The organism is Saccharothrix sp. CCNWYY140 (assembly GCF_037401995.1).
GTDB lineage: Bacteria > Actinomycetota > Actinomycetes > Mycobacteriales > Pseudonocardiaceae > Actinosynnema.
Genome location: NZ_JBBEGC010000114.1, coordinates 1 through 23357, shown reverse-complemented (window position 1 = coordinate 23357; position 23357 = coordinate 1). Strand labels below are relative to the sequence as shown.

Below are 23357 nucleotides of genomic sequence, written 5' to 3'. Positions count from 1 at the left end.
TCAGCAGGTTATCGCGCGTGCGGGCGTGGTACGACAATTTCGGGCGTGGAGCCGGCGGAGGAGTTTTGCGGGAGCCCGAGACCCTGCCCGCGAGGCCGACTTCCAGGCGGCCTCGCCCGCGACGCCGGAGGCGGCGCAATCCAACACAGTCAGCCGGGGTAGAAGGCTTTCGCGCCCGATTCGACCTTGAGCGTGGACGCCCGCCACACGTCACCCACGTCGCCGGCGCTCCACAGGCCGCTCTCGTCCACGGCCACCACGTTGCGCCCCGGCGCGGCGGTCACCGAGCGGACCGGCACGGTCAGGTTCGACGCGTTGTAGCGCTCGACCTTCAGCCCGTCCACGTTGACCTTCGCGATGGGCAGCGACGCCAGCGACGTCCCCGCCACCAGCACGTCCTGCGCCAGCCAGTCCACCGTCAGCACGGCCGTGCCCAGCACGGTCGGCTGGAGGTTGCGCGCCAACCGCAGCGACACCGACGAGTCCTGGCCCTTCACGACCGCCGCCACCACCAGCCGCCCGCCCGCGACCGCCGCGACCCGCGTGCCGTCCCGGGACAGCCGCAGCTCCGTGATCGGCCCGAACGTCGAGGACAGCTCGGAGGCGTTCACCGCGTTGGCCCGCCACCCGGCGTCGGTCTTGAGCACCCGGACCACGTTCGAGCCGTCGGCGACCGTCCACACCTCGGTGCTGGGGTCGTCCTCCCGGCTGCCCAGCAGCCACGTGGGGCGGGTGAGCGTGGTCGCGGGCAGGTCGACCGCCGCCAGCGGCTCCTCCAGGTTCCCCACGCGCAGCCGGACGTTCTTCTCGTCCACCCGGCTCACCACGGCCAGCTGCGTGCCGTCCAGCGACTGGGCCGCGCTGACCACCTGGTACTCGCCCGACCCGGACGGCCCCTTGATCTGCTCACCGCCGACCAGCTTGCGCACCAGACCGCCGCCGACCACCAGCCCGGAGAGGTCGGCGTCCGGCGTGACCAGGGCTTCCCCGGTCCACGGCAGGATGTCCGCGAGCCGCCACTCCGCCTGGTCCGGCGAGATCCGGGCGCCCTCGACGAGGACGCGGATGCGGCTGCTGGACACCCCGACCAGCGACTTCACCAGCTGCGCCACGATCTGCCTGCGCACCTGCACGGTGAGGTCGCCGACCTTGGTCAGGTCGACCTCCAGCGCCCCGTCGTCGGCCTCCTGGGTGTCCTTGCGCTGGGACGCGCCGTTCGGGATGGCCGTCGTCAACGCGCCGCGCATGCCCACCGCGGGGCCTTTGAGCAGCAGTTCCGTCACCCGGCGCGGGATCGAGGTGGACGGCGTGACCACCACGTACCGCGGGTCGGGCACCAGGACGGTGAAGTCCGGGTTGTAGAAGTAGAGGGTGACCCGGCGGTAGTTGGAGTTGAAGCCCGACTGGGGCACGTAGATGCCGTCCGGCGGGTCGGAGATGCGCCACTCGCCGTCCTTGTCGGTCTCCAGGCCAACCGGGGCGGTCAGGTCGCCGACGCGCTGGACGAACGAGTTGTCGACCTCCAGCGAGCCGATGTTCTTGCCCTGGAGCAGCACCGTGCGGCGCTTGGGGTCCGACGGCAGGTCCGCGCCGGTCGGGACGGTGTTGAAGGTCGACTCGATGATCGTCGGCGGCGCTTTGATGTCCCAGGACTTCTTCGCGTCCTCGGTCAGGTAGGCCTTGGCGGCGGCGTAGTCGCCGTCGGGGTTGGCCGAGGCGTTGACGAACTCGCGGACCAGGGTGAGCGGGTCGATGCCCTTCGCGGGCTTCGGGGCGAGGGCCTCGGTGGGGTTGCCGGCGGACGGGTTGATCGGCACCGGCGAGGTCTGGGTCGGGATCGCGGCGCACCCGGACAGCGCGAGCAGCGCCGCGAGCAGGGCGAACGACCGCCGGAGCGCACGACCGCCGGTCGGCGCCGGGCTGCTCGCGGCCGAGCGCCGCCGCGTCACCGGACCTCCTCGCGGTCGCCGGTCACCGGCTCGGCGGGCTGCCACGTGATCTCCTCCTCGGTCAGCTCGACCTCCCCGGTGGGCTCCTCGTCGGGCTCCGGCTCGGCCGGCACCGGCGGCAGGTCGGGCGGTTCCAGGGGCAACGGGCTGGCGGTCAGCTCGTGGCCGTGGCGGCACGGCACGGTCAGCCGGAACACCGCGCCGTACCCGCGCTCGCCCCACGCCTCCAGCCAGCCGCCGTGCAGGCGGGCGTCCTCCAGCGAGATGGACAGGCCCAGGCCGGTGCCGCCGGTGCGCCGGTTGCGCGACGGGTCGGCCCGCCAGAACCGGTTGAACACCAGCTCCGCCTCGCCGGGCCGCAGGCCGACGCCGCGGTCGCGCACGGTCACCGCCACGGCGTCGCCGTCGCCGCGCAGGGTCAGCTCGACCGGCAGGCCCTCGCCGTGGTCGATGGCGTTGGCCAGCAGGTTGCGCAGGATGCGCTCGACGCGGCGGGAGTCCAGCTCGGCGGTCACCTCGTGGTCGGGCAGGTCCATGACGATCGTGGTGCCGCTGCTGTTCGCGATGGCCCGCACCGAGTCGTGCGCGCGCCGCGCCAGCACCCGGATGTCCACCAGTTCGGCGGCCAGCTCCTCGACACCCGCGTCCAGGCGGGAGATCTCCAGCAGGTCGCCCAGCAGCGACTCGAACCGGTCCAGCTCGTCCACCAGCAGTTCGGTGGACCGGGCCAGGCCGCTGGGGAACTGCTCGCGCGAGGCGTGCAGCACGTCGGCGGCCATCCGGACCGTGGTCAGCGGGGTGCGCAGCTCATGCGAGACGTCCGAGGTGAACCGGCGCTGGAGCTGGCCGAACTCCTCCAGCTGGTGGATCTGCCGCTGGATGCTGGCCGCCATCTCGTTGTAGGACTCGGCCAGCCGCGCCACGTCGTCCTCGCCGACCACGGGCATCCGCTCGTCCAGGCTGCCGTCCGCGAACCGCTCGGCGATCTCGGCCGCCTGCCGCACCGGGCGCACGACCTGCCGCGTCACCAGGTTCGCGATCACCGCGAGCAGCAACAGCAGCACCACGCCGCCGACCACGAGGGTGGACTGGACGACGTCCGCCGTGGCCTGCTCACCGGTCAGCGGGAACAGCAGGTACAGGTGCATGGAACGGGACGACGTGCTCACCGGCTTGCCGACGACGAGCAGCGTGGTGGGCCCGGTGGCCCGCTCCACGGTGGTGATCTGGTAGCCGGCGCTGCTCTGGTCGAGCATCTTGACCAGGCCCTTGGGCACGTCCTGCCACGGTCCGACGGCCGTGGGCAGCCCGTCCGGGCCGACCTCCACGGGGTCGTAGAGCACCGGTTCGAACGCGCCCGCGCCCGAGGACGACGAGTCCAGGCCCGCGCCCGCCGCGTTGATCTTGTTCAGGGCGGCGGTGAACCGGGCGCGCACGCTGTCCGGGCCCGGGTTGAGGCCGGACAGGTCCGGCTGCACCGCGGCGGCGCTGGCCTCGGCCTGGCGGATCGCCGCCTCGGTCTTGGTCTCCAGCAGCTGCCCGGTGATCTGCACCTGGAGCACCATGCCCAGCACGAACACGACGGCCGAGGACAGCGCGAGGGTGCTCACCACCACGCGCAACTGCAACGACCGCCGCCACAGCTCGCCGAAGGCGACGCCGCGACGGCGGGCGCTCTCGATACCGCGTCGCAGCTCGCGCCGCGCGGAGTCGAGCAGGGTCATTTCGCCCCTGTCGGGCGGGCCCCCGTCACGGAGGACCCGCCTTGTAGCCGACGCCGCGGACGGTCAGGACGACCTCGGGGTGCTCCGGGTCGCGCTCCACCTTGGACCGCAGCCGCTGCACGTGGACGTTGACCAGGCGGGTGTCGGCCGCGTGCCGGTAGCCCCACACCTGCTCCAGCAGCACCTCGCGGGTGAACACCTGGCGCGGCTTGCGGGCCAGCGCCACCAGCAGGTCGAACTCCAGCGGGGTGAGCTGGATCGGCCTGCCCTCGCGCAGCACCTCGTGGCCGGGCACGTCGATGGTCAGGTCGCCGATCTGGAGGACCTCGGCGGGCTCGGCCTCGGTGCGGCGCAGGCGGGCGCGGATGCGCGCGACCAGCTCCTTGGGCTTGAACGGCTTGACCACGTAGTCGTCGGCGCCGGACTCCAGGCCCAGGACGACGTCCACGGTGTCGCTCTTGGCGGTGAGCATGACGATCGGGACGCCCGACTCGGAGCGGATCGCCTTGCACACGTCGATGCCGTTCATGCCGGGCAGCATGAGGTCGAGCAGGACGAGGTCGGGTTTCAACTCACGCAGGGCGGGCAGCGCGCGGGCGCCATCGGCCACCACCGCGGTATCGAAACCCTCGCCCCGCAGCACGATGGTCAGCATCTCCGCCAGAGCGGGGTCGTCGTCCACCACGAGCACGCGTGCCTTCATACCCAACATCGTCCCACTAATGGCCGGAGCGCTCCGCACCGCCCACGGCTCATCGCCGCTGGTCGTCGCGCGGGTCCACTCCGTGGTCGGTCTCGGTCGCCGTTCCACGTGCCCACCTCGCCCAAGCCGTCGGGGTTCGTCAGGGACTCATCGGCCTGGCGGTCACGTTTTGTTACTTCGGAATACTAATGGGTGAAATACCGGTCGAGCAGCGGTTCCACGGTCGTGGTGGAGTTGCCGTCCACGACCTCCCACGGTGACAGCCAGTGCGCGGCGGCCAGTTCGTCGTACACGGCCGCGCAGCGGGTCTGGAGGTCGTCGTCGGACTCGTAGAGGTCGCGCTCGCGCCGCTCGGTGGCCTCGCGGTGGGCGGCGCGGTCGGCGGCGACGTCCACCGGGACGCGCAGGAGCAGCTGGAGGTCCGGGACCGGGCAGCCGAAGCGGTCCACTTCGAGCGCCTTGACCCAAGCGACGAACTCGCCGTCCGCGTGCTCGCGCAGCCGGGCGGCGCCGTAGGCCGCGTTGGACGCGATGTAGCGGTCGAGGAGGACCACGTCGTACTGGGCGAGGTCGGCGCGGATCCTCGCGGCGGCGTCCCTGCGGTCCAGGGCGTAGAGGACGGACATGCCGTGCACGGAGTCGGTGAGGTCGCCGAGCCGGCCGTGCAGGGCGTCGCGGACGAGGTCGGCGTGCACGTCCTCGTCGTACCTCGGGAAGGCACCCGTGACGACCTTCGCGCCGCGGGCGGCCAGGCCGTCGGTCAGCGCCTTGGCGAGCGTGCGCTTGCCGGCGCCGTCCAAGCCCTCGATCACCACGAGTTTTCCCACGCCGCCACCCTAAGGGGCGGCCCTCCTCATCGATCGGGGGCATCAACACACCCACTCGGGTGACTAGGCGATCTTTCTCTCACCAGAACGAGTGACTACGGTGTTCCCAACCTGGGGCCGGTGCGGAAAGGGTGGTGCCGCGGTGACCGCGGATTCCGGGCACGCCACGTCGGCCGAGGCGGTCGACCACCCACCCGGGTTGCCGCGCGCCTTGGCGGAGACGCTGCGTTACGGGCCGTTCCACCGCGCGCTGCACGACGCCATCGCGCACCGGGGCCTGTCCCTGGCCAGGCTGCGGGCGCACCTCGGTCAGCACGGCGTGCAGGTCGGCCAGTCGACGCTCAGTTACTGGCAGCGCGGGCTGCGTCACCCGGAAGTGCCGCGGGCGCTGGAGACCGTCCGCGCCCTGGAGACCGTCCTGCGCCTGCCCGCCGACTCGCTGGTCGCCCTAGTCGGCACCCGCCCCCCACCCCGCCCGCCGCGCCCCTACGCCGACCCCGCCTGGGCCGCACCCGCCGACTTCGAGACCGCGCCGGACAACACGGACCTGGAACTGCTGTCCGCGCACGACACCGTCCAGGTCGGCCCGCAGCGCGAGCGCCGGACCGTGACGACGCGGCTGGTCGTGCGGGCACTGCGGTCCGGGCCGGACCGGTTCCTGGCCGTGCACCGGGGCGACGAGGGCTCGGCGGTGGAGAACGCGCTGGTCAGACCGGCCGAGGGCTGCCGGCAGGGCAGACTTCGAAGACAGCCGAGGACGCTGGTCTTCGAGTTGTTGTTCGACCGGCGGCTGGACGAGGGCGAGGAACACGTCTTCTCGTTCACGGTGGTCGACGACACGGGCGGCCCGACCCCGGGCCACGTCCGCACCTTCCCCACCCCGTGCCGCGGGTACCTGCTCCAGCTGTCTTTTCACCGCCGTGCCCTGCCGGCTCGCTGCACCAAGCAGTTCCGGACCGAGCCGAACACCGTGCCCGTGGATGTGGAGGAGTTGATCTGCGGGATAGGGGGCGTGGTCAGCGCGTACTTCACCGACATCGGTCCGGGCACGGCGGGCATCGGCGTGGAGTGGAGCTAGAAGACGTCCAGCCGGGGCGCTTGCGACGCCACCTGCGCAGCTTGAGCCACGGCTTGCGCATCTTCGACCCGAGCGACGCGGACCGTCATGGCCGGGATGGCTCGCCTGGTCGGCTTGGTGGTGTAGACGGAGAACGCCTTCGAGGTCCGGTCGTAGGTGACGCCCTTGACCTGGTTCCAGTCCGCTTGGACGAACTGCCTGCGGACGAGACCGGCGAACAGGAACAGCAGACGGCGGTCCGTGCACACCAGGACCCCGAAGCCCTCGCCTTGCGCCGAGGTCAGCGCCAGCACCCGTTCCTCGGGGTGGAGGTAGCCGGCCAGGAGGTTGATCTCCTTCATCGACCCCATCAACGCACCCCGCGTCTGGTGGACGGCGGCGGCGATGTCCGGGCGCAGCGTGGGGGCGGTGACCGGCTGGGGTGGCGCGGCAGCCGGCGGCGGGGCTTGCGAGGCGACGGGTTGGGCGATCTGGCGGACGGCGGTGTGGAAGGTCCAGCGGTGGCCGTCCCAGTAGCGGACCAGGGCGTCGTCGAGCGGGTCGGGCAGCCAGGCGGCGGGGCGGGTCATCACTCGCCCCCGTCGTCGGACAGGTCGCCGTCGTCGCCGGCGTCGGTGTACACGCCAACCGCCACGGGCACCGGTGCCGACGTGCCGCGTCGGCTCGGGTTCGAGGCGCGCCACTCCACGGCCTCGGCGGTCTCGGTGAACTCCAGGACGTGGTCGTCGCCCAGACCTTCCAGCAGTTCCCTGACCTCGGCGGGCGTGGCGTAGAAGAACTCGCGGCGCGCGTTGACCAGGTTCACCCGCTTGTGTGCCAACCGCTGGTGGAGTGCGGTTTCGAGGGCGACGGCGTCGGTGGAGAAGAAGAGGGCGTGCGTGTCGAACCGGAAGGGGACGGAGGCGTCGCCCAGCTCGCGGACGCGGTCCATCGGGTCGAGGCGGCGGGTCAGACCGATCTTGACCATGTCCGGGCCGAACGCGCCGATGTTGGAGATCACGTAGACGTACCCCGCCCGCTGGTTGGCGGCCCGCTCGTCCACGCCCGCGATCGCCTGGTCGACCTCCGCCAACTGCTCCCGGGCCTTGGCGAGGGCCGCCACGTCGCCGTTGGCCTCGAGTCGCGCGACCACGGAGGCGTAGTGCGCCCGTTCCTTGGCCAGCTTGGCGCGCTCGCGCTCGATCTCCTTGGCGACCTTGGCCTCTTCCCGCAGCCGCTCGCGGTGGGCCTTGGCCTCTTCCCGCTCGTACTCGGCTTTGACCAGGTGGTCGGCGGTGAGGTCGATCTCGACCAGGCGGAGGCGGTGGTAGTCGAGCGAGATCGAGATGCCCATGAGCGCGCCCAGCTTGCCGATCGTCTCGCGGGTCTTGGAGAGCTTCTCCTTGACCGACTCACGCGTGTGCGGCTTGACCGAGCGGACCGCGTTGTCGGCCTCGGCGTTGTAGGCCCGGAGCATCAGCTTGGCCATGTCCCGACCGAGCTTCTGGCCTTCCTTGACCGACCCGTTCACAGCCCAGTTCACCTGGCTGGTCACGGCGTCGCCCTTGGCGGCGTCCTTGATGCGCTGCTTCAGCGTCGCCAGCGACTCCTTGTACGCCAGGACGTCGTCCAACGGGTGTGCGTACTCGTAGACGCCGACTTCCTGGAGCAAGGCGAGTTCGCGGGTCTCGACCAGTTGCGACTGGAGGGCGGCCAACTCGGCGGACAGCTGCCGCCGCGAGGCACCCAACGCCTCGAAGGTGGCTTTCTGCTGGTCAACGGCCGCTCGCAGGTCCCGCAGCTCGGCCTCCGCCGCTTGCACGCCGGCGCCGCGCAAGTGGTGCACCCAGCCGCGCAACTCGTTGATGGTGGCTTGCGCTCCCATCAACTGGTCGTACAGCGCCGCAGCCTCCGGGTTCTCCCTGCCTCCGAACAACGCCACGCCGGCCCCCTCCATGTCACGCACTGCGATGGCATTCGTGCATCGCGGGGAAACATTTCGGTGTTACCGATCATGGTTCGGACAGCAGAACGGCCCGGAGCCGGAGCCCCGGGCCGTTCGGATGACCGAGATCAGTAGCGGTAGTGCTCGGGCTTGTACGGGCCCTCGACGTCGACGTCGATGTACTCCGCCTGGTCCTTCGTCAGCTTGGTGAGCTTGCCGCCCAGCGCCTCCAGGTGGATGCGCGCGACCTTCTCGTCCAGCACCTTCGGGAGGCGGTAGACCTCCTTGTCGTACTCCTGGAACTTGGTGAACAGCTCGACCTGCGCGATCACCTGGTTGGAGAACGAGTTGGACATCACGAAGCTCGGGTGGCCGGTGGCGTTGCCCAGGTTGAGCAGGCGGCCCTCCGACAGCACCAGGATGCTGTGGCCGTCCGGGAACACCCACTCGTCGACCTGCGGCTTGATGTTGATCCGCTGGATGCCCGGGTAGCGCTGGAGGCCGGCCATGTCGATCTCGTTGTCGAAGTGGCCGATGTTGCCCAGGATCGCCTGGTGCTTCATGCGCTCCATGTGCTCGATGCGCACAACGTCCTTGTTGCCGGTCGTGGTGATCACGATGTCGGCCTTGTCCAGGACGTCCTCGAGCACCTGCACGTCGTAGCCGTCCATCGCGGCCTGGAGGGCGCAGATGGGGTCGATCTCCGTGACGATGATCCGGGCGCCCTGGCCCCGCAGCGACTCCGCCGCGCCCTTGCCGACGTCGCCGTAACCGCAGATCACGGCGACCTTGCCGCCCATGAGCACGTCGGTGCCGCGGTTGATGCCGTCGATCAGCGAGTGGCGGATGCCGTAGCGGTTGTCGAACTTCGACTTGGTCACGGCGTCGTTGACGTTGATCGCCGGGAACAGCAGCTCGCCGGCCGCCGCCAGCTGGTACAGGCGCATGACGCCCGTGGTGGTCTCCTCGGTCACGCCGCGGATGCCCTCGGCGATCTTGGTCCACTTGCCGGAGTCCGCCGCCAGCGACTTGCGCAGGGTCTCCAGGACGATCTGCCACTCCTCCGGGTCGTCCTCGGAGGCCGCGGGCACGACGCCGGCCTTCTCGTACTGGACGCCCTTGTGGACCAGCAGGGTGGCGTCACCGCCGTCGTCGAGGATCATGTTCGGGCCGCCGCCGTCGGGCCAGGTCAGCATCTGCTCGGCGGTCCACCAGTACTCCTCCAGCGTCTCGCCCTTCCAGGCGAACACCGGGACGCCCTTGGGCTCCTCGACGGTGCCGTGCGGGCCGACGACGACCGCCGCGGCGGCGTGGTCCTGGGTGGAGAAGATGTTGCACGAGGCCCAGCGGACCTCGGCGCCCAGGGACACGAGCGTCTCGATGAGCACGGCGGTCTGCACGGTCATGTGCAGCGAGCCGGAGACCCGCGCCCCCTTCAGCGGGTACACCTCGGAGTACTCGCGGCGCAGCGCCATCAAGCCGGGCATCTCGTGCTCGGCCAGGCGGATCTCCTTGCGGCCGAACTCAGCCTGGGAGAGGTCGGCCACGGCGAAATCGATGCCGTTGCGGGTCTGGAGCCTCTCGGCGGTCATGACGGGTTCCTCCATCTCGGGGTCGGCTGCCGACCCTACCGCCCGCCACGCCGGGACTTCGGGTCGGCTGCGGTGGGGACCTGGATGGACCACTATGACGGGACTGGCGAGGACGGCTCGCAGGAGGTTTCGTGCTGATTCCCGGCCCCGACACCCGGGTGGTCGAACTGCGCGTGCACGGCGTCCAGGGCACCACCCCGCAGTCCCTGGTGGACGCGGTGGCCGCGGTGGACGTCGCGGGGGACGGACTCGGGCGGATCGTGCGCCCGGCCGACCGGCTGCGCAGACCCGCGCCAGGGCCGGTGCTCCAGGCCAACGGACGACCAGTGCCGCGCGTGGTCGAGGGCTACGTGTGGGGCGGCATGACCTCTGGCGGCTGGGCGAAGGCGACGTGGGCGTTGCTGTTCCCGTTCTCGCTGGCCAACGTGGCGCACTGGATGCTGCCGCCGGTGCCCGCCGGGTCCACGGTCGCGCACCTGCTGGGCATCGGGCTGCGGTCGTTGCTGCGGCTGGCGGCGCTGCTGCTGACCGTGCTGCTGGTCGCGCAGGTGGCGGTGATCAGCCTGGACCTGGTGGCGGCGCAGTGCCTCGCGCCGGGGTCGCCGTGCTTGTGGGGGCCGGTGGGCGAGGTGCCGTGGGTGCGGTCGGTGGTCGGGATGACGCCGATCGCGCTGGTGGTGCTCGTGCTGCACGGGGTGTCCAGTGTGGACTGGCGGATCGAGCGGAAGGCCGTGCCGGCGTCGGGTCCGGTGGGGTCGAGCCTGCCCGGCGCGCACGTCGCGACGGACCCGGACGTGCCCGCGCTGCGCGTGCTGCACCTGGTGGCGGCGTTGGGCGCGGGTGCGGTGGTCGGGCTCGGCGGGCCGTTGGGTCCGCTGGTCGCGCCCGGTTGGCACGGGGTGGCGCTGTGGGTGTGCTGGGGACTGGGTGTTGCGCTGGTGGGGTTCGCGGCGCTGGCCGGGATGCTGCTGGACGACCCGACCGGCGGCGCGCCGCACCGCGGTGGGCGGTGGCTGCGGGCGGCGCTGTCCCGGCGGCCACGGCGGGTGCTGCTGGGGAGCGCGTGGGCGGTGTTCGCGGTGGCCGCGGGGCTGGTGACGCGGCTGCCGGACCGGATGCCGGGCACCGACCTGGCCGTGCAGGTGGTGGCGGCGCTGGTCGCGCTGGTGTGCTTCGCGCTGGGGTTGCTGCTGGTGCCGGCGGCGTTGTTGGCCCGGCGGACGTGGCGGGAGCTGCCGCGGGACCAGCGGCCGTGGGCGGGCGGGTGGATGGCGGCGCCCGTGGTCGCGGTCGCGGCGTTGCTGGGCGGCGGGTTCGGCGCGGGGGTCGCGCTGACGCTGCGGCGGCTGCTCGGGCACGGCGTCCTGCCGCGCGGGTACGACTACATCGCGCTGCTGTGGGGCGTGGCCGGGGTGCTCGGGCTGGTCGCGGTGCTGGTCATGGCGGCGACGACCGGGATGGTGCGGTGGAACGCGCTGCGCCGGGGCAAGGAGTGGGCGCGCGAGGCGTCGCTGCTGCACTCCGGTCGGGCGCGGGACGTCGTGCGGGCGTCGCGGGCGTGGTGGTGGGCGCGGTGGCAGCAGCGGCACAGCCACCACGTGGTGCTGATCGCGGCTTCCGTGCTGGTGGTCGGCGCGGTGCCGGCGGCGGTGCTGCGGCTGCGCGAGGTCGACCCGCCGGGGTGGACGCGGCCGTTCGCGGCGGTCGGGGTCGTGGTGCTGGCTGTGCTGGCGCTGTCGCTGCTGCGGGCGGTGTGGTTGGCGGCTCGGCGTCCGGACACCGGGCGTCAGCTCGGGGTGCTGGCGGACCTGGCGGCGTTCTGGCCGCGGGAGGCGCACCCGGTCGTGCCGCCTTGTTATGCGTTGAAGGTCGTACCGGAGCTGGTGTCACGGGTGCGCGACCACCTCGCCGACCCCGGGACGCGGGTCGTGCTGGCCGGGCACTCGCAGGGGTCGCTGCTGGCGGCCGTGGCGGCGGCGCGGCTGTTGGAGGAGCTGCCCCCAGACCAGGCGGCGCGGCTGGGGCTGGTCACCGCGGGGTCGCAGTTGCAGTGGGCGTACCAGCGCGCTTTCCCGGCGGTGGTGCCGCACAGCTCGTTGGCGGCGTTGTCGGGTGGTCTGCGCGGGCGGTGGCGGGCGCTGTGCCGGGGCACCGATCCTTTGGGCGGCGCCGTGACGACGTGGGGCCGGCAGGTGTTCGACGGGATGCTGCTGGGCGTGGGCTTCCTGCCGGACGGGACGACCGGGGCGCTGCCGCCGGCGGGTCGTGGTCCGACCGGGGCGCTGGTGTTGGGGGGTGACCACTGGCTGCCGGACCCACAACGCGGCCCGTTCCCCGGTCGGCGCTGGGCGGCGGGCGTGAACCGGCACCGCGACTACACCTCCGACCCGGAGTGGGACCGTGCGGTGGCCATCGCGGCGGGTTTGGAGGACGTGACCGCGCCGCCCGCCCCGCCGGGCCTGGTGTTGCCGGTGGCGCGGGGCGTGTCAGCCCAGGTGCGTCAGGAGCCGGCCGGCGACGTCGGACCGACCGAGTCGTCGGACGTCGTGCCGTAAGCGTTCACCCGCGCTCGTCGTGCCCGACGTGCGCGTGGAAGAACGCCACCGCCGCGCCGCTCGCGGCCAGCCCCGCGAGGACGGCGGCGGCGGTGTTGTCACCGGCCAGGTAGGTCAGCACGCCGGCGGCGGCCCCGCAGAGCAGCCCCAGGGCCAAGACGGCGGCCGTGCGGGTGCTCACCAGGGGTGGACGTGTCTCGCTCACTTCGCGACTCCGAGATGGGTGCTCCGACTGCGACATGAGGACTTCTATGTCCTCTGCGACCAACGACGGCACGTCTGAAGGAGGTTGGCCACTTTTCGTACTCGCCCGTGCCGATCGCGCTCCTGACCCACATACAACCTCCCGTTCGGGTGGTGGGTCAGGCGAGGAGAGCCAGGATTGGTCGACACGGACGACCGCCGGCAGGCAGACGTGAGGCTCCGCGACGCGCTGGTCGCGGAGAACTGCGACGGGCCGGTTTGGCAACGGTTCGCCGCGACCTTGGCCGAGTACGGGTACGCCGTCGTCATGGCGTGGTTGAGGTCGGGTGCGATCTTCTCCCTGTGCGCGGAGAAGAGGTGCGCGGTCGGCGACCCGCCACCGTATTGGGAGCACGACGACCTGGTGAGTCTCACCACCGACACGGTGATCGGGGCGATCCGCGACTTCCGCACCAAAGCACTGCTCGACGGCGGCTGGGATCCCGACGGTGGTGCCGGCCTCAAGACCTACTTCGCCACGGCGTGCGTGTACGCCTTCCCGAACGTCTACCGACGGTGGCAGACCGAGTTCAACCGGCGCTTGGCCGAGTCCTCGTTCTCGGTGCGCGAGGACGACCTGGTCGACGTCTCCTCGACCGCCCCCGACCCCAGCGACGTGGTGGTCACGCGGCTGGAGGTGAAGCGCCGGTTGGCGGACATCGGCGACGAGCGAGCCAAACGCGCATTGATCCTCCGGGAAGCCGGCTACACGATCGGCGAGATCGCGGAGGTGCTCGGCACCAGCCACGGGGCCATCAAGGGCGCGTTAGAAAGGCTGCGAAGAACGCTCGGCGAAGCAACAGGGAATGGAGGTGGCGATGTCTAGGGCGACGAACGCACCCGGCTGGGACACGGCGGCGGCTGACGACCTGATCGAGGGATCTTCGTTCGGCACGGTCGACGCCTGCGACCTCCGCGACCGCACACCACCGGCGGTGGTCGACGCCATCCTCGCCGGCGTCGGGAACGGTCTACGGCGGAGGTTGACCAGCGTCCGCGAGCCGGTTCGCGGTATCGCCGCACCGCGCGTTCCGGCCCCCGCCGTCCAGCAACACTCCGGTCAGGGCACACGCCACCGCGGCTTGGTCGCGCATCACACCGTCGGCCAGCTCGCGCTCCAGGAGGACTCCGCCGCCAGTGGGATCGGCTGGCCGAGCAACAGCCTGCTGGGTCGCCTTCGCGAGAACACCCGACAGGAGCTGCTGAACATCGGCACGGTCGTGCGGTACACGGCCGACCGGGATGTCATCGAGCAGGACGCGAACGACACTCACGTCCTTCTGCTGCTCGAAGGCGTGGTGAAGGTGCAGGTCACCGACGAGACCGGCGACACCGCGCTGCTGGCCGTCCGCTCGGCGGGCGACCTGGTGGGCGAGATGGCCGCGCTGGACCAAAGGCCGCGCTCGGCCAGCGTGGTGACCTGCGGTGACGTGGTGGCCAAGCTGATCACCAGCGGAGAGCTGATGAGCTTCCTGCACCGCCGCAACGACGTGTTCGTCGAGTTGATCAACGTGATCAACGACCGGTTGCGCTGGGCCAACCAGCGCCGCCGCGATTTCCTGTCCCACCCTGCCGCCGAACGGGTGGCACGCGTGGTCGTCGAATTGGTGCAGACCTACGGCCGGGAAGAGGCCCACGGCTGGACCCTCGGAATTCCGCTGACCAAGGTCGAGTTGGCCTCCATCGCCGGGATGAAGCCCCGAACGGCGGAGAAGGCGTTCAGCGACCTGCGCAAGGCGGGTGTCGTGATCACCCACCTCCGCCGCGACCTGCTGATACCCGATCTGGACAGGCTACGAAAATTCGCAGGGATCTGAGGTGCTGTCAACCCAGGTGCGCCAGGAGCCGGTCGGCGACGTCGGTGCGGCCGGTGTCGGTGAGTAGGCCGGCGGGGGCCAGGACGTAGTTGCGGTCCACGGTGATGTGGGCGTTCTTCAGGATCGGGCGCAGGACCGGGTCGTCGTGGAGTGTCCTGTCCACTTCGGACAGGTCTGGTGCGTGGCGGAAGACGCCGCCGGACAGGACCAGGCGGCCGGCGCCTTGCGGGCCCAGTTGGCCGTCCACCAGGCGGAGGTGGCGGCGGACGGCCAGGACCGCGGCCAGGGCGGCCAGGCGGAGGTCCACCGTCTGGTCGTCGGCGAGGTAGCGGACGTCGGTGGCTCGGCGGTCCGCCTCCGACTGGAGGATTGCGGCTTCGGTTTTGTCGATGAGCTTTTCCGTTACCGCCTCGGCCACGACGCCTGGGGCGGACCAGCGCATGCCCAGGTCGCCTTCGACGGTGCGGCGGTCGGGTGGGAGGGCGACGGTGCGGTCTGATCTGTCCACAGTGGACACTGCCGAGTAGACATCGGTTGTGGCGCCGCCCACATCGACGACCAGGACCGCACCCTCACCGTCCTGTGTGGCCAGCCGGGAGACGCCCTTCAGCACCGCGTCCGGGGTCACGGCGCGGACCAGATTGCGGAAGCGGGGACCTCGGGACAAGCCCTTGCCGCCGATCACGTGCCGCAGGAAGACGTCCCGGATGGCGGCGCGGGCGGACGCGGGGGCCAGCTCGCCGACGTCGGGCAGGACGTTGTCGGCGGCCACGACCGTGCGGCCGGAGAGGAGGTCGAGGGCCTCGGCGCGTGCCTCGGCGTTGCCCGCGAGCACGATCGGGCACGCCAGGCGGTTGCGGCCGATGCGGTTCGCGTTGTGCAGCAGCACCGAACGGTCGCCGCCGTCCGTGCCGCCGACCAGGAGGACCAGGTCCGGCTTCGCCGCACGCAACGCGCGCAGGCCCGGCCCGTCGAGCAGGCCCGCCGAGACGTGCACCACACGGGCGCCCGCGGACAGCGCCACGCGGTACCCGGCCTCGGCGCTGACCAGCCGTTCCTGCCCCACGACGGCCAGCCGCAACCCACCGCCGGCCGACGAGCACGCCAGCACCTCGTCCGCCCCGCCCAGCTCGGCGGACACCTCGGCGATCCCGTCGAGGACCTCCGGCGGCGACGTCGGCCGCTGGGCCGTCCCGAGCAGGTCGCCGGTCGCGGACACCAGCGCGCCCTTGGTCCACGTCGAGCCCACGTCCAGGCAGAGCACGGTCATGTGGGGAAAGCTACCGGGTGGGGCGGGCCTCTAGGCTGGCCCGACGTCAGGACACAACCCTCGACGAGGAGGAGAAGCACCGTGCCGGGGAACGGGCTTTGGCGCACCAAGTCGATCGAACAGTCGATCGCCGACACCGACGAGCCGGACACCAGGCTCCGCAAGGACCTCACCGCGTGGGACCTCACGGTGTTCGGTGTCGCCGTCGTCATCGGCGCGGGCATCTTCACGCTCACCGCGTCCACAGCGGGCAACCTCGCCGGACCGTCGGTGTCGTTGGCCTTCGTGCTCGCCGCCGTCGCCTGCGCGCTGGCGGCGCTGTGCTACGCGGAGTTCGCGTCCACCGTGCCGGTCGCGGGCAGCGCGTACACGTTCTCGTACGCCACCTTCGGCGAGTTCGCCGCGTGGATCATCGGGTGGGACCTGGTCCTGGAGTTCGCGGTCGGCGCGGCGGCGGTCGCGAAGGGCTGGTCGCTGTACCTCCAGACCGTGCTCGGGCAACTCGGGCTCGACCTGAAGACGACCGCGGTCGTGGCCGGGATCGAGGTCGACTGGGGTTCGCTGCTGCTGGTGGGCGCGCTGACGGTGCTGCTGGTGGTGGGCACCAAGCTGTCCTCGCGGGTCAGCGCGGTGATCACGGCGGTGAAGGTCGCCGTGGTGCTGCTGGTGATCGTGCTGGGCATCGGGTACATCAAGGCCGCGAACTACAGCCCGTACATCCCGCCCGCGCAGACCGGCGGCACGACCGCGACCGGCCTGGAGCAGTCGCTGTTCTCGCTGGTCACGGGCTTCGAAGGCAGCACGTACGGCGTGCTGGGACTGCTCGCGGCGGCGTCGCTGGTGTTCTTCGCGTTCATCGGCTTCGACGTGGTCGCCACGACCGCGGAGGAGACGCGCAACCCGCAGAAGGCCGTGCCGCGGGGCATCCTGGGGTCGCTGGCGATCGTGACCGTGCTGTACGTGGCGGTGTCGCTGGTGATCACCGGCATGCTGCCCTACGACCGGCTGAAGACCCAGCCGGACGGGTCGCGCGCCACGCTGGCCACGGCGTTCGCGGAGAACGGGGTCGACTGGGCGGCGACGGTGATCTCCGTCGGGGCGCTGGCCGGCCTGACGACGGTCGTGATGGTGCTCATGCTCGGTCAGTCGCGCGTGCTGTTCGCGATGTCCCGCGACGGCCTGATGCCGCGCGGCCTGGCGCGCACCGGCAAGCACGGGACGCCGTTCCGGATCACCGTGATCATCGGCGTGCTGGTCGCGATCGCGGCGGGCTTCTTCCCGGCGGGCAAGCTGGAGGAGATGGTCAACGTCGGCACGCTGTTCGCGTTCGTGCTGGTGTCGGCGGGCGTGCTGGTGCTCCGCAAGACCCGCCCGGACCTGCCGCGCGGCTTCCGCGTGCCCTGGGTGCCGGTGGTGCCGATCCTGGCGATCTTGGCGTGCCTGTGGCTGATGCTGAACCTGACCGCGTTGACGTGGGTGCGGTTCCTGGCGTGGATGGCGCTGGGCGTGGTCGTGTACTTCGTCTACGGCCGGCGGCACTCGCTGCTGGGTCGCGGACACGGGGCGACGGCCGTGCCCGTGGTGAAGCCGGACGAGGTGCCGTAGCACCCCGCACGAAGGAGAACCGGCCGCGTTCCCTTGCGGGGCGCGGCCGGTTCGAAGAACTCGACGACCGGGCGGCGAGGCGGAGAGCACCCGTCGCCCGGGGTCGTCACGACTTGGTCAGCGACCGGTCCAGGTCGGGCTCCAGGTAGATCAGCCGGGCCGCCGGGACCTTGTTCCGCACCCGTTGTTCCGCCGCGTCGATGGCCTCCGCCACCTCGACCACCGTCAGCCCCGGGTTCAGTGCGATCTTCGCCGCCACCAGCAGCTCGTCCGGCCCGATGTACTGCGTCCGGATGTGGATGACGCGCTGGACCTTGCCCGCCGCCAGCTCGTCCACGATCACGTCCAGCTCCGCCGGGGCCGCGCCCTCGCCGATGAGCAGGGACTTCATCTCCACGATGAGGATGATCGCGATCACACCGAGCAGCACGCCGATGCAGATGGTGCCGACGGCGTCCCACACCGGGTTGCCGGTCAGCATCGACATCCCCACGCCGAACAGGGCCAGCACCAGGCCGACCAGCGCGCCCAGGTCCTCCAGGAGCACCACGGGCAGCTCGGGGACCTTCGACTGGCGGATGAACTGCCACCAGGTCGCGTCGCCCTTGATCAGCTTCGACTCGGCGATCGCGGTCTTGAAGCTGTAGGTCTCCAGGCCGATCGCCACCACCAGGATGCCGACCGCGACCAGCGGGGACGACAGCGGCTCGTGGGCCTCCAGCTTGTGGATGCCCTCGTAGAGCGCGAAGACCGAGCCCAGGCTGAACAGCAGCAGGGCCACCACGAACGAGTAGAAGTACCGGTCGCGGCCGAAGCCGAACGGGTGGTTCAGCGTCGCCTGTCGACGGGACGTCTTCTGGCCCAGCAGCAGCAGGCCCTGGTTCGAGGTGTCGGCCACCGAGTGCACCGCCTCGGCCAGCATCGACGACGACCCCGTGATCAGAAAGCCGACGAACTTCGCCAACGCGATCCCGGCGTTGGCCACCAACGCGGCGATGATCGCCTTGGTACCGCCTCCTGCTGACACGGTTGCTCCCTCAGCCAAAACGTCCGGTTTGCCGGTGTTACCGCGACGACCCTAGTGCGTTGACCTTAATCGTTGCCCGCGGTCGCCCGGAAAAGCCGGGTCGGCTCGTCGGCGGTGACGACCACCGCGGGATCGGAGGCGGGCACCCACACCGACTGGCCGCGGCCGAGCTCGACCACCCGGCCTGCGCACGCCAGCCGCGCCCGACCCTGCGTGACCAGCAGGATCTGCGGACCGTGGTGGTTGACCCGGGTCTCGCCGCCCGCGTCGAGCTCCAGGCGGGACAGCTCGAACTCCGGGCTGGGCGTGCGGTAGGTCCACACGCCCGGCTGGGTCGCCTCGCCGGCCAGCACGGTCATGTCGCCGCACGTGAAGTCCAGCACCCGCATCAGCTCGGGCACGTCCACGTGCTTGGGGGTCAGGCCGCAGCGCAGCACGTTGTCCGAGTTGGCCAGGATCTCCACGCCGGTGCCGTGCAGGTAGGCGTGCAGGTTGCCGGCGGGCAGGTGGATGGCCTCGCCGGGCTTGAGCACCAGGCGGTTGAGCAGCATCGCGGCCAGCACGCCGGCGTCGCCGGGGTAGGCCTCGCCCAGCTCCAGGATGGTGCGGCACTCCAGGTCGAACTCGCCGCGTTCCTTCACGTGCAGCACGCACGCGTCCAGCACCTGCGGCAGCAGGGCGTCCAGCGCGGGCTGCGGCAGCGTGATGAGCGTGGTGAACAGGGCGCGCAGCCCGTTCTCGTCCGGCTGCGCGGCCAGCAGCTCGGTGTACGGGGTCAGGTCCGGCGCCTCCAGCGACCGCAGCAGCGCCACGGTCCGCTCCGGCGCCCGGAACCCGGCCAGCGCGTGGAACTCGGTCAGCGCGCAGATCAGCTCGGGCTTCGCCGACGGGTCCTTGTAGTTGCGCACCGACGACTCCATCGGCACGCCGGACTTCTCCTCCAGCGCGAAGCCCAGCGCGGCCTGCTCGGCCGACGGGTGCGCCTGGAGGCTCAGCGGCTCGTCGGCCGCCAGCACCTTGAGCAGGAACGGCAGCCTGCTGCCCCACCGCTGCGCGCAGTGCGCCCCGAGCTGGCCGTCCGGGTCCTCGGCGAGCAGGTCGAGCAGCGTGCGCTCGCCCTCGGGCCGCAGCACCCGGGACGGGTCACCGGGGTGGGCTCCCATCCACAGCTCGGCCTCCGGGTGCGGCGCGGGCACCTCCCTCCCGAGCAGCTCGGCGATGGCGGTACGCGAACCCCACGCGTACGCCCGCACCGCGTTGTGCAGCAGTTCCACAGCGACAATCCCCTCACACGGCCGGCGCGTACAGCCCGGGGCCACCCAGCGTCCCCGCCGCGAGTCCCAGGTACAGCGCGGCCAGTTCGAACCGCAGGGCGAGCAACGCGGAGCACACCGCGTCGCCGCCGGTCACTTCCTCGGCCGGTTCGAGCACGTCGGCTCCCGGCAAGGTGTCCTGCGCGGACCGCCGCGCGATCTCGGCGGCCCTGCCCTGGCGCACGGCCAGCAGCAGCACCCGCACCAGGCCTTCGGACTCGTCGTCCGGGTCGGCGAAGATGTCCGCGCCGGACGTGCCGTGGACGGCCCGGCGGTGCAGCACCGACCTCGTCAGCGCCTGAGGATAGCCCGCCACGTCGCTGACCAGACCCGCGTAGCAGGCCAGCACGCCCGCGCCGTGCGCCGCGACGGCCGTCGCCGGCTCGTCCAGGCCCCACAGCAGCGGGGTGCGGTCGGCGACGCGCAGCGCGAGCGACTTGGCCGGGTTGACGAACGACTCGTGCATCGGGTGGTCGCGCTCGGCCTCGCGGTCCAGCTCGTCGGCCACCAGCTGGATGTCCACGTCCAGCAGCTTGAGCGCGTTGAGCGCCACCGCCCACGCGCCGAACGCGCGCGCGAACCCGAAACCCCGCGGCACGGGCACGCGCGGCGGGATCAGCAGCGCCTGACCCGCCGCCGACGCGGCCACCGGGCCGTCCGGCTCGGCGGTGAGCAGCACCCGCGCGCCACGCCGGCCGGCCCGGTCGACGGCCTCGGCCAGCACCACGTCACCGGGGTCCTCGGTGTGGGCGAGCACCACGTCCAGCGCGCCCACCCACGTCGGCACGTCGTCGGAGACGACGACCGGCACCGGGCACGACGGCCCGAGCAGCGCGGTCACCAGCTTCGCCACGGCGGGCGCCACGCCCGGCCGGGTCACCAGCACCAGGGCGCGCGGGCGTTCGGCGAACACCCGCCGCACGTCCGACTCCTCCGCCGCCTCGGCGGTCGCCCGGACCTGCGCGCCCGCCCGCGCGGCGGCCCTCAGCAGACCGCTCGTGTCGACGTCGGCGAGCCGGGCCTGGTCGTCGAGGAGGCTGTCGTCGAGCACCCGGTCACCCCGCCGACGGCTCGACAGCCTCGTCGAGCAGCAGCACCGGGATGCCCTCCCGGACCGGGAACGACCGGCCGCAGGAGGTGCAGGTCAGGAAGTCGGCCTGCGGGTCCGCGGCGGTGCCCGGTGTCAGCGGCGCGTGCTCCGGGCACGGGCAGGCCAGGATCTCCAGCAGCTGCGGGTCGAGTTGGACGGCCACGGCTGTCATCCCCTCACGATCGCCAGGACCTCGTCGCGCAGCGCGGCGACGGAGGCCGCGTCGGCGGCTTCGACGTTGAGCCGCAGCAGCGGCTCGGTGTTGGAGGCGCGCAGGTTGAACCACGAGCCGTCGGGCAGGCTGACCGTGAGACCGTCCAGCTCGTCGAGCGTGACGCCCTCCCGGCCGCCGAACTCGGCCTTGATGGCCGCCAGCCTGCCCGCCTGGTCGTCCACCGTCGAGTTGATCTCGCCGGAGGCGGCGTAGCGCTCGTAGTCGCTGGTCAGGGCGGACAGCGGGCCGTCCTGCTCGCCGAGCGCGGCGAGCACGTGCAGCGCGGCCAGCATGCCGGTGTCGGCCCGCCAGAAGTCGCGGAAGTAGTAGTGGGCGGAGTGCTCGCCGCCGAAGATCGCGCCGGTGCGCGCCATCTCCTCCTTGATGAAGGAGTGGCCGACGCGGGTGCGGACGGGCGTGCCGCCGTGCTCGCGGACGATCTCGGGGACCGAGTGCGAGGTGATCAGGTTGTGGATGACCGTGCCGCCCGGGTCCTTGGCCAGCTCGCGCACGGCGACCAGCGCGGTGATGGCGCTCGGGGACACCGGCTCGCCGCGCTCGTCCACGACGAAGCAGCGGTCCGCGTCGCCGTCGAACGCGACACCCGCGTCCGCGCCCTCCTCCTTGACCCGGGCCTGGAGGTCGACGATGTTCTTCGGGTCCAGCGGGTTGGCCTCGTGGTTGGGGAAGCTGCCGTCCAGCTCGAAGTACATCGGGACGACGTCGATGGGCAGGCCCTCGAACACCTTGGGCACGGTGTGGCCGCCCATGCCGTTACCCGCGTCCACGACGATCTTCAACGGCCGCGAGCCGGACAGGTCGACCAGTTCGCGCAGGTAGGCGGCGTACTCGACGAGCATGTCCCGCTCGGTGACGGTGCCCTGGGTCACGCCCTCGGCGTCCGCGACGCCCTGCTCGACGTCGGCGCGGATCTGCCCGAGCCCGCTGTCCTGGCCGACCGGCGCGGCGCCCGCGCGGCACAGCTTGATGCCGTTGTACTTGGCCGGGTTGTGGCTGGCGGTGAACATCGCGCCGGGCAGGTCGAGCTTGCCGGAGGCGAAGTAGAGCATGTCCGTGCTGGCCAGCCCGATGCTGACGACGTCGACACCCTGCTTGGTCACGCCCTCGGCGAACGCGGCGGCCAGACCGGGCGAGGACTCGCGCATGTCGTGGCCGATGACCACGGCGGGCCCACCGACCAGCCGCGCGAAGGCGGCGCCGAAGTCGCGGACGACGTCCGCGTCAAGCTGTTCACCGACGACTCCGCGGATGTCGTAGGCCTTGACGATGGCGGACAGATCGCGCACAGCCACACTCCCGGTTTGGCGCTTGACGTGGGCGTGCCGAAGCCTACCGGCGTTGCCGTGACGGCCGTGTCGGGTCCGTTCAGTCTTCGTTAGGATCGGGCAGAACCCGCAGGTGACCACGCCGGATGGTGCCCGCGGGCACCTCGGGCGCCTCCACCGGCCGATCGGCGCGCCCGGCCTCCCGCACGGCCTCGGCGAGCGCCGTCAGGTCGTCCACGGTGGGTTCGGGTGCGACGAACTGCCCCTGGTGCCGGACGACCTCCCAGCCACGCGGCGCGGTGAGGCGCAGGGCGTGCTCTTCGCAGAGGTCGTAGCTGTGCGGCTCGGAGTAAGTGGCCAGCGGCCCGACGACCGCGGTCGAGTCCGCGTAGGCGTACGTGAGCGTGGCGACTGCCGGGTTCGCGCACCCGGTTCGCGAGCACCGTCTCACGCTCCGCACGGCGGGGACGATATCGCGTCCGGGCGCAGGTGTGTTGGATTGCCCTCAGCGCGTCGAGTACTTGGCCAAGTTCGCAGGTCGCCGACGGCCCCACCGACCCGGCCAACTAACCTGTACGACGTGGTGATGGCCAGGGGTTCGCGACGACACGGCCCGCAGAGCCGCCGCAGGCGAGACCGCCACGGCCGCGGCCTGCGCGGTCCGCTGTACCCAGCCACCCTCCCCGCGGCCCGCAGCCGAGCAGAACGCTTCGACGCCCTGGTCCTGGAAGCGCTGGAACCCATCGAGGCCCGCTGGCGCATCGAACTGACCCAACTGGACGTGGCGGTCGACGACGTCCCGGACGTCCAAGCCGCATCGGAAGACGGCGACGTGGTCGAGGACGGCAACGTCCCCCTGGCCCGCCTCCTCCCGGCCGGGGCGGACCGCAGAGCACGAATCGTCCTCTACCGCCGCCCCCTGGAAGCCCGCGCAAAGGACGGCGCGGACCTGGCCGACTTGGTGCACGACGTCTTGGTAGAACAGGTCGCCAACTACCTCGGCCTGGACCCAGACGTAATCGACGGCGAATAAGCCTCTCGTCGCATTCCGCCCAACGTCGGAATGCTCCGCGCCGAAGGCGCGAGCCGAAGCGGCTAGCGCCCACGGGAAGGGCCTCGGTTTCTTTCCCCGTCCGGCCT

At 71.7% G+C, this 23357-nt stretch carries 21 protein-coding genes; 6 read left to right on the top strand and 15 right to left on the bottom strand.

The features are described from left to right. Window positions 1–149: 149 nt before the first annotated feature. The 4 genes from WBN91_RS31905 to WBN91_RS31890 form a co-directional block, all read right to left on the bottom strand. Window positions 150–1949, bottom strand: a complete 1800-nt coding sequence (locus WBN91_RS31905; RefSeq protein ID WP_337725891.1) for an LpqB family beta-propeller domain-containing protein — start codon at window positions 1947–1949, stop codon at window positions 150–152. Then, on the bottom strand, window positions 1946–3673 hold the full coding sequence (mtrB, locus tag WBN91_RS31900) for an MtrAB system histidine kinase MtrB (RefSeq protein ID WP_337725892.1): 1728 nt from the start codon (window positions 3671–3673) through the stop codon (window positions 1946–1948). The genes WBN91_RS31905 and mtrB overlap by 4 nt, the downstream gene beginning before the upstream one ends. Window positions 3674–3698: 25 nt before the next feature. Continuing rightward, window positions 3699–4376 carry an MtrAB system response regulator MtrA gene (mtrA, locus tag WBN91_RS31895; protein WP_121009184.1) on the bottom strand — a complete coding sequence of 226 codons (678 nt, stop codon included), beginning with the start codon at window positions 4374–4376 and terminating at the stop codon, window positions 3699–3701. Window positions 4377–4561: 185 nt separating this feature from the next. Then, a complete protein-coding gene (locus tag WBN91_RS31890; protein WP_337725893.1) occupies window positions 4562–5203 on the bottom strand; it encodes a dTMP kinase in 642 nt (213 codons plus the stop codon). Between the two features lie 142 nt (window positions 5204–5345). On the opposite strand from WBN91_RS31890, the gene WBN91_RS31885 reads away from it, so the two are divergent. Then, the gene (locus WBN91_RS31885; RefSeq protein WP_337725894.1) at window positions 5346–6281 is read left to right on the top strand and encodes a hypothetical protein; all 936 of its coding nucleotides are present in this window, start codon (window positions 5346–5348) and stop codon (window positions 6279–6281) included. On the opposite strand, the gene WBN91_RS31880 is transcribed toward WBN91_RS31885, so the two are convergent. The 3 genes from WBN91_RS31880 to ahcY form a co-directional block, all read right to left on the bottom strand. Continuing rightward, window positions 6278–6850: a DUF2510 domain-containing protein gene (locus WBN91_RS31880; RefSeq protein ID WP_337725895.1), complete on the bottom strand. Its 573-nt coding sequence runs from the start codon at window positions 6848–6850 to the stop codon at window positions 6278–6280. The two genes, WBN91_RS31885 and WBN91_RS31880, sit on opposite strands and share 4 nt — an antisense overlap. Beyond that, complete coding sequence (locus WBN91_RS31875) at window positions 6850–8202, bottom strand: DUF4041 domain-containing protein (protein WP_337725896.1); 1353 nt, start codon at window positions 8200–8202, stop codon at window positions 6850–6852. The genes WBN91_RS31880 and WBN91_RS31875 overlap by 1 nt, the downstream gene beginning before the upstream one ends. 131 nt (window positions 8203–8333) lie before the next feature. Further along, window positions 8334–9797: an adenosylhomocysteinase gene (gene ahcY, locus WBN91_RS31870; RefSeq protein ID WP_337725897.1), complete on the bottom strand. Its 1464-nt coding sequence runs from the start codon at window positions 9795–9797 to the stop codon at window positions 8334–8336. Window positions 9798–9928: 131 nt separating this feature from the next. Here ahcY and WBN91_RS31865 point away from each other — a divergent pair, with 131 nt between their 5' ends. Next, a complete protein-coding gene (locus WBN91_RS31865) occupies window positions 9929–12352 on the top strand; it encodes a hypothetical protein (RefSeq protein ID WP_337725898.1) in 2424 nt (807 codons plus the stop codon). A 4-nt stretch (window positions 12353–12356) separates the two neighbouring features. Here the strand turns inward: WBN91_RS31865 and WBN91_RS31860 are convergent, their stop codons facing one another. Then, window positions 12357–12557, bottom strand: coding sequence for a hypothetical protein (locus tag WBN91_RS31860; RefSeq protein ID WP_337725899.1), 201 nt, complete (start codon window positions 12555–12557; stop codon window positions 12357–12359). Between the two features lie 177 nt (window positions 12558–12734). Between WBN91_RS31860 and WBN91_RS31855 the strand changes: the two genes are divergently transcribed. Both WBN91_RS31855 and WBN91_RS31850 read left to right on the top strand, forming a co-directional pair. Then, window positions 12735–13421: an RNA polymerase sigma factor gene (locus tag WBN91_RS31855; protein WP_337725900.1), complete on the top strand. Its 687-nt coding sequence runs from the start codon at window positions 12735–12737 to the stop codon at window positions 13419–13421. After that, window positions 13414–14412 carry a Crp/Fnr family transcriptional regulator gene (locus WBN91_RS31850; RefSeq protein ID WP_337725901.1) on the top strand — a complete coding sequence of 333 codons (999 nt, stop codon included), beginning with the start codon at window positions 13414–13416 and terminating at the stop codon, window positions 14410–14412. The genes WBN91_RS31855 and WBN91_RS31850 overlap by 8 nt, the downstream gene beginning before the upstream one ends. A gap of 7 nt (window positions 14413–14419) precedes the next feature. Here WBN91_RS31850 and WBN91_RS31845 read toward each other — a convergent pair whose 3' ends face one another. Continuing rightward, the gene (locus WBN91_RS31845; protein WP_337725902.1) at window positions 14420–15682 is read right to left on the bottom strand and encodes a glutamate mutase L; all 1263 of its coding nucleotides are present in this window, start codon (window positions 15680–15682) and stop codon (window positions 14420–14422) included. An 81-nt stretch (window positions 15683–15763) separates the two neighbouring features. Between WBN91_RS31845 and WBN91_RS31840 the strand changes: the two genes are divergently transcribed. Next, a complete protein-coding gene (locus WBN91_RS31840; RefSeq protein WP_337725903.1) occupies window positions 15764–17287 on the top strand; it encodes an amino acid permease in 1524 nt (507 codons plus the stop codon). A 106-nt stretch (window positions 17288–17393) separates the two neighbouring features. On the opposite strand, the gene WBN91_RS31835 is transcribed toward WBN91_RS31840, so the two are convergent. The 6 genes from WBN91_RS31835 to WBN91_RS31810 all read right to left on the bottom strand — a co-directional run bounded on the left by WBN91_RS31835 (window position 17394) and on the right by WBN91_RS31810 (window position 22677). Beyond that, entirely contained in the window at window positions 17394–18314 is a 921-nt protein-coding gene (locus WBN91_RS31835; RefSeq protein WP_337725904.1) for a cation diffusion facilitator family transporter, read from the bottom strand. A 65-nt stretch (window positions 18315–18379) separates the two neighbouring features. Continuing rightward, on the bottom strand, window positions 18380–19588 hold the full coding sequence (manA, locus tag WBN91_RS31830) for a mannose-6-phosphate isomerase, class I (RefSeq protein WP_337725905.1): 1209 nt from the start codon (window positions 19586–19588) through the stop codon (window positions 18380–18382). 13 nt (window positions 19589–19601) lie between these two features. After that, window positions 19602–20678 (bottom strand): hypothetical protein, encoded by a 1077-nt coding sequence (locus tag WBN91_RS31825; protein WP_337725906.1) that lies wholly within the window; start codon window positions 20676–20678, stop codon window positions 19602–19604. Between the two features lie 4 nt (window positions 20679–20682). Continuing rightward, window positions 20683–20880: a Trm112 family protein gene (locus tag WBN91_RS31820; RefSeq protein ID WP_121225431.1), complete on the bottom strand. Its 198-nt coding sequence runs from the start codon at window positions 20878–20880 to the stop codon at window positions 20683–20685. Between the two features lie 5 nt (window positions 20881–20885). Further along, the gene (locus WBN91_RS31815; RefSeq protein WP_337725907.1) at window positions 20886–22238 is read right to left on the bottom strand and encodes a phosphomannomutase/phosphoglucomutase; all 1353 of its coding nucleotides are present in this window, start codon (window positions 22236–22238) and stop codon (window positions 20886–20888) included. A gap of 79 nt (window positions 22239–22317) precedes the next feature. Continuing rightward, on the bottom strand, window positions 22318–22677 hold the full coding sequence (locus WBN91_RS31810) for a DUF3499 domain-containing protein (protein WP_121225427.1): 360 nt from the start codon (window positions 22675–22677) through the stop codon (window positions 22318–22320). A gap of 126 nt (window positions 22678–22803) precedes the next feature. Here WBN91_RS31810 and WBN91_RS31805 point away from each other — a divergent pair, with 126 nt between their 5' ends. Next, a complete protein-coding gene (locus WBN91_RS31805) occupies window positions 22804–23250 on the top strand; it encodes a metallopeptidase family protein (protein ID WP_337725908.1) in 447 nt (148 codons plus the stop codon). The last annotated feature ends 107 nt before the right edge of the window (window positions 23251–23357 follow it).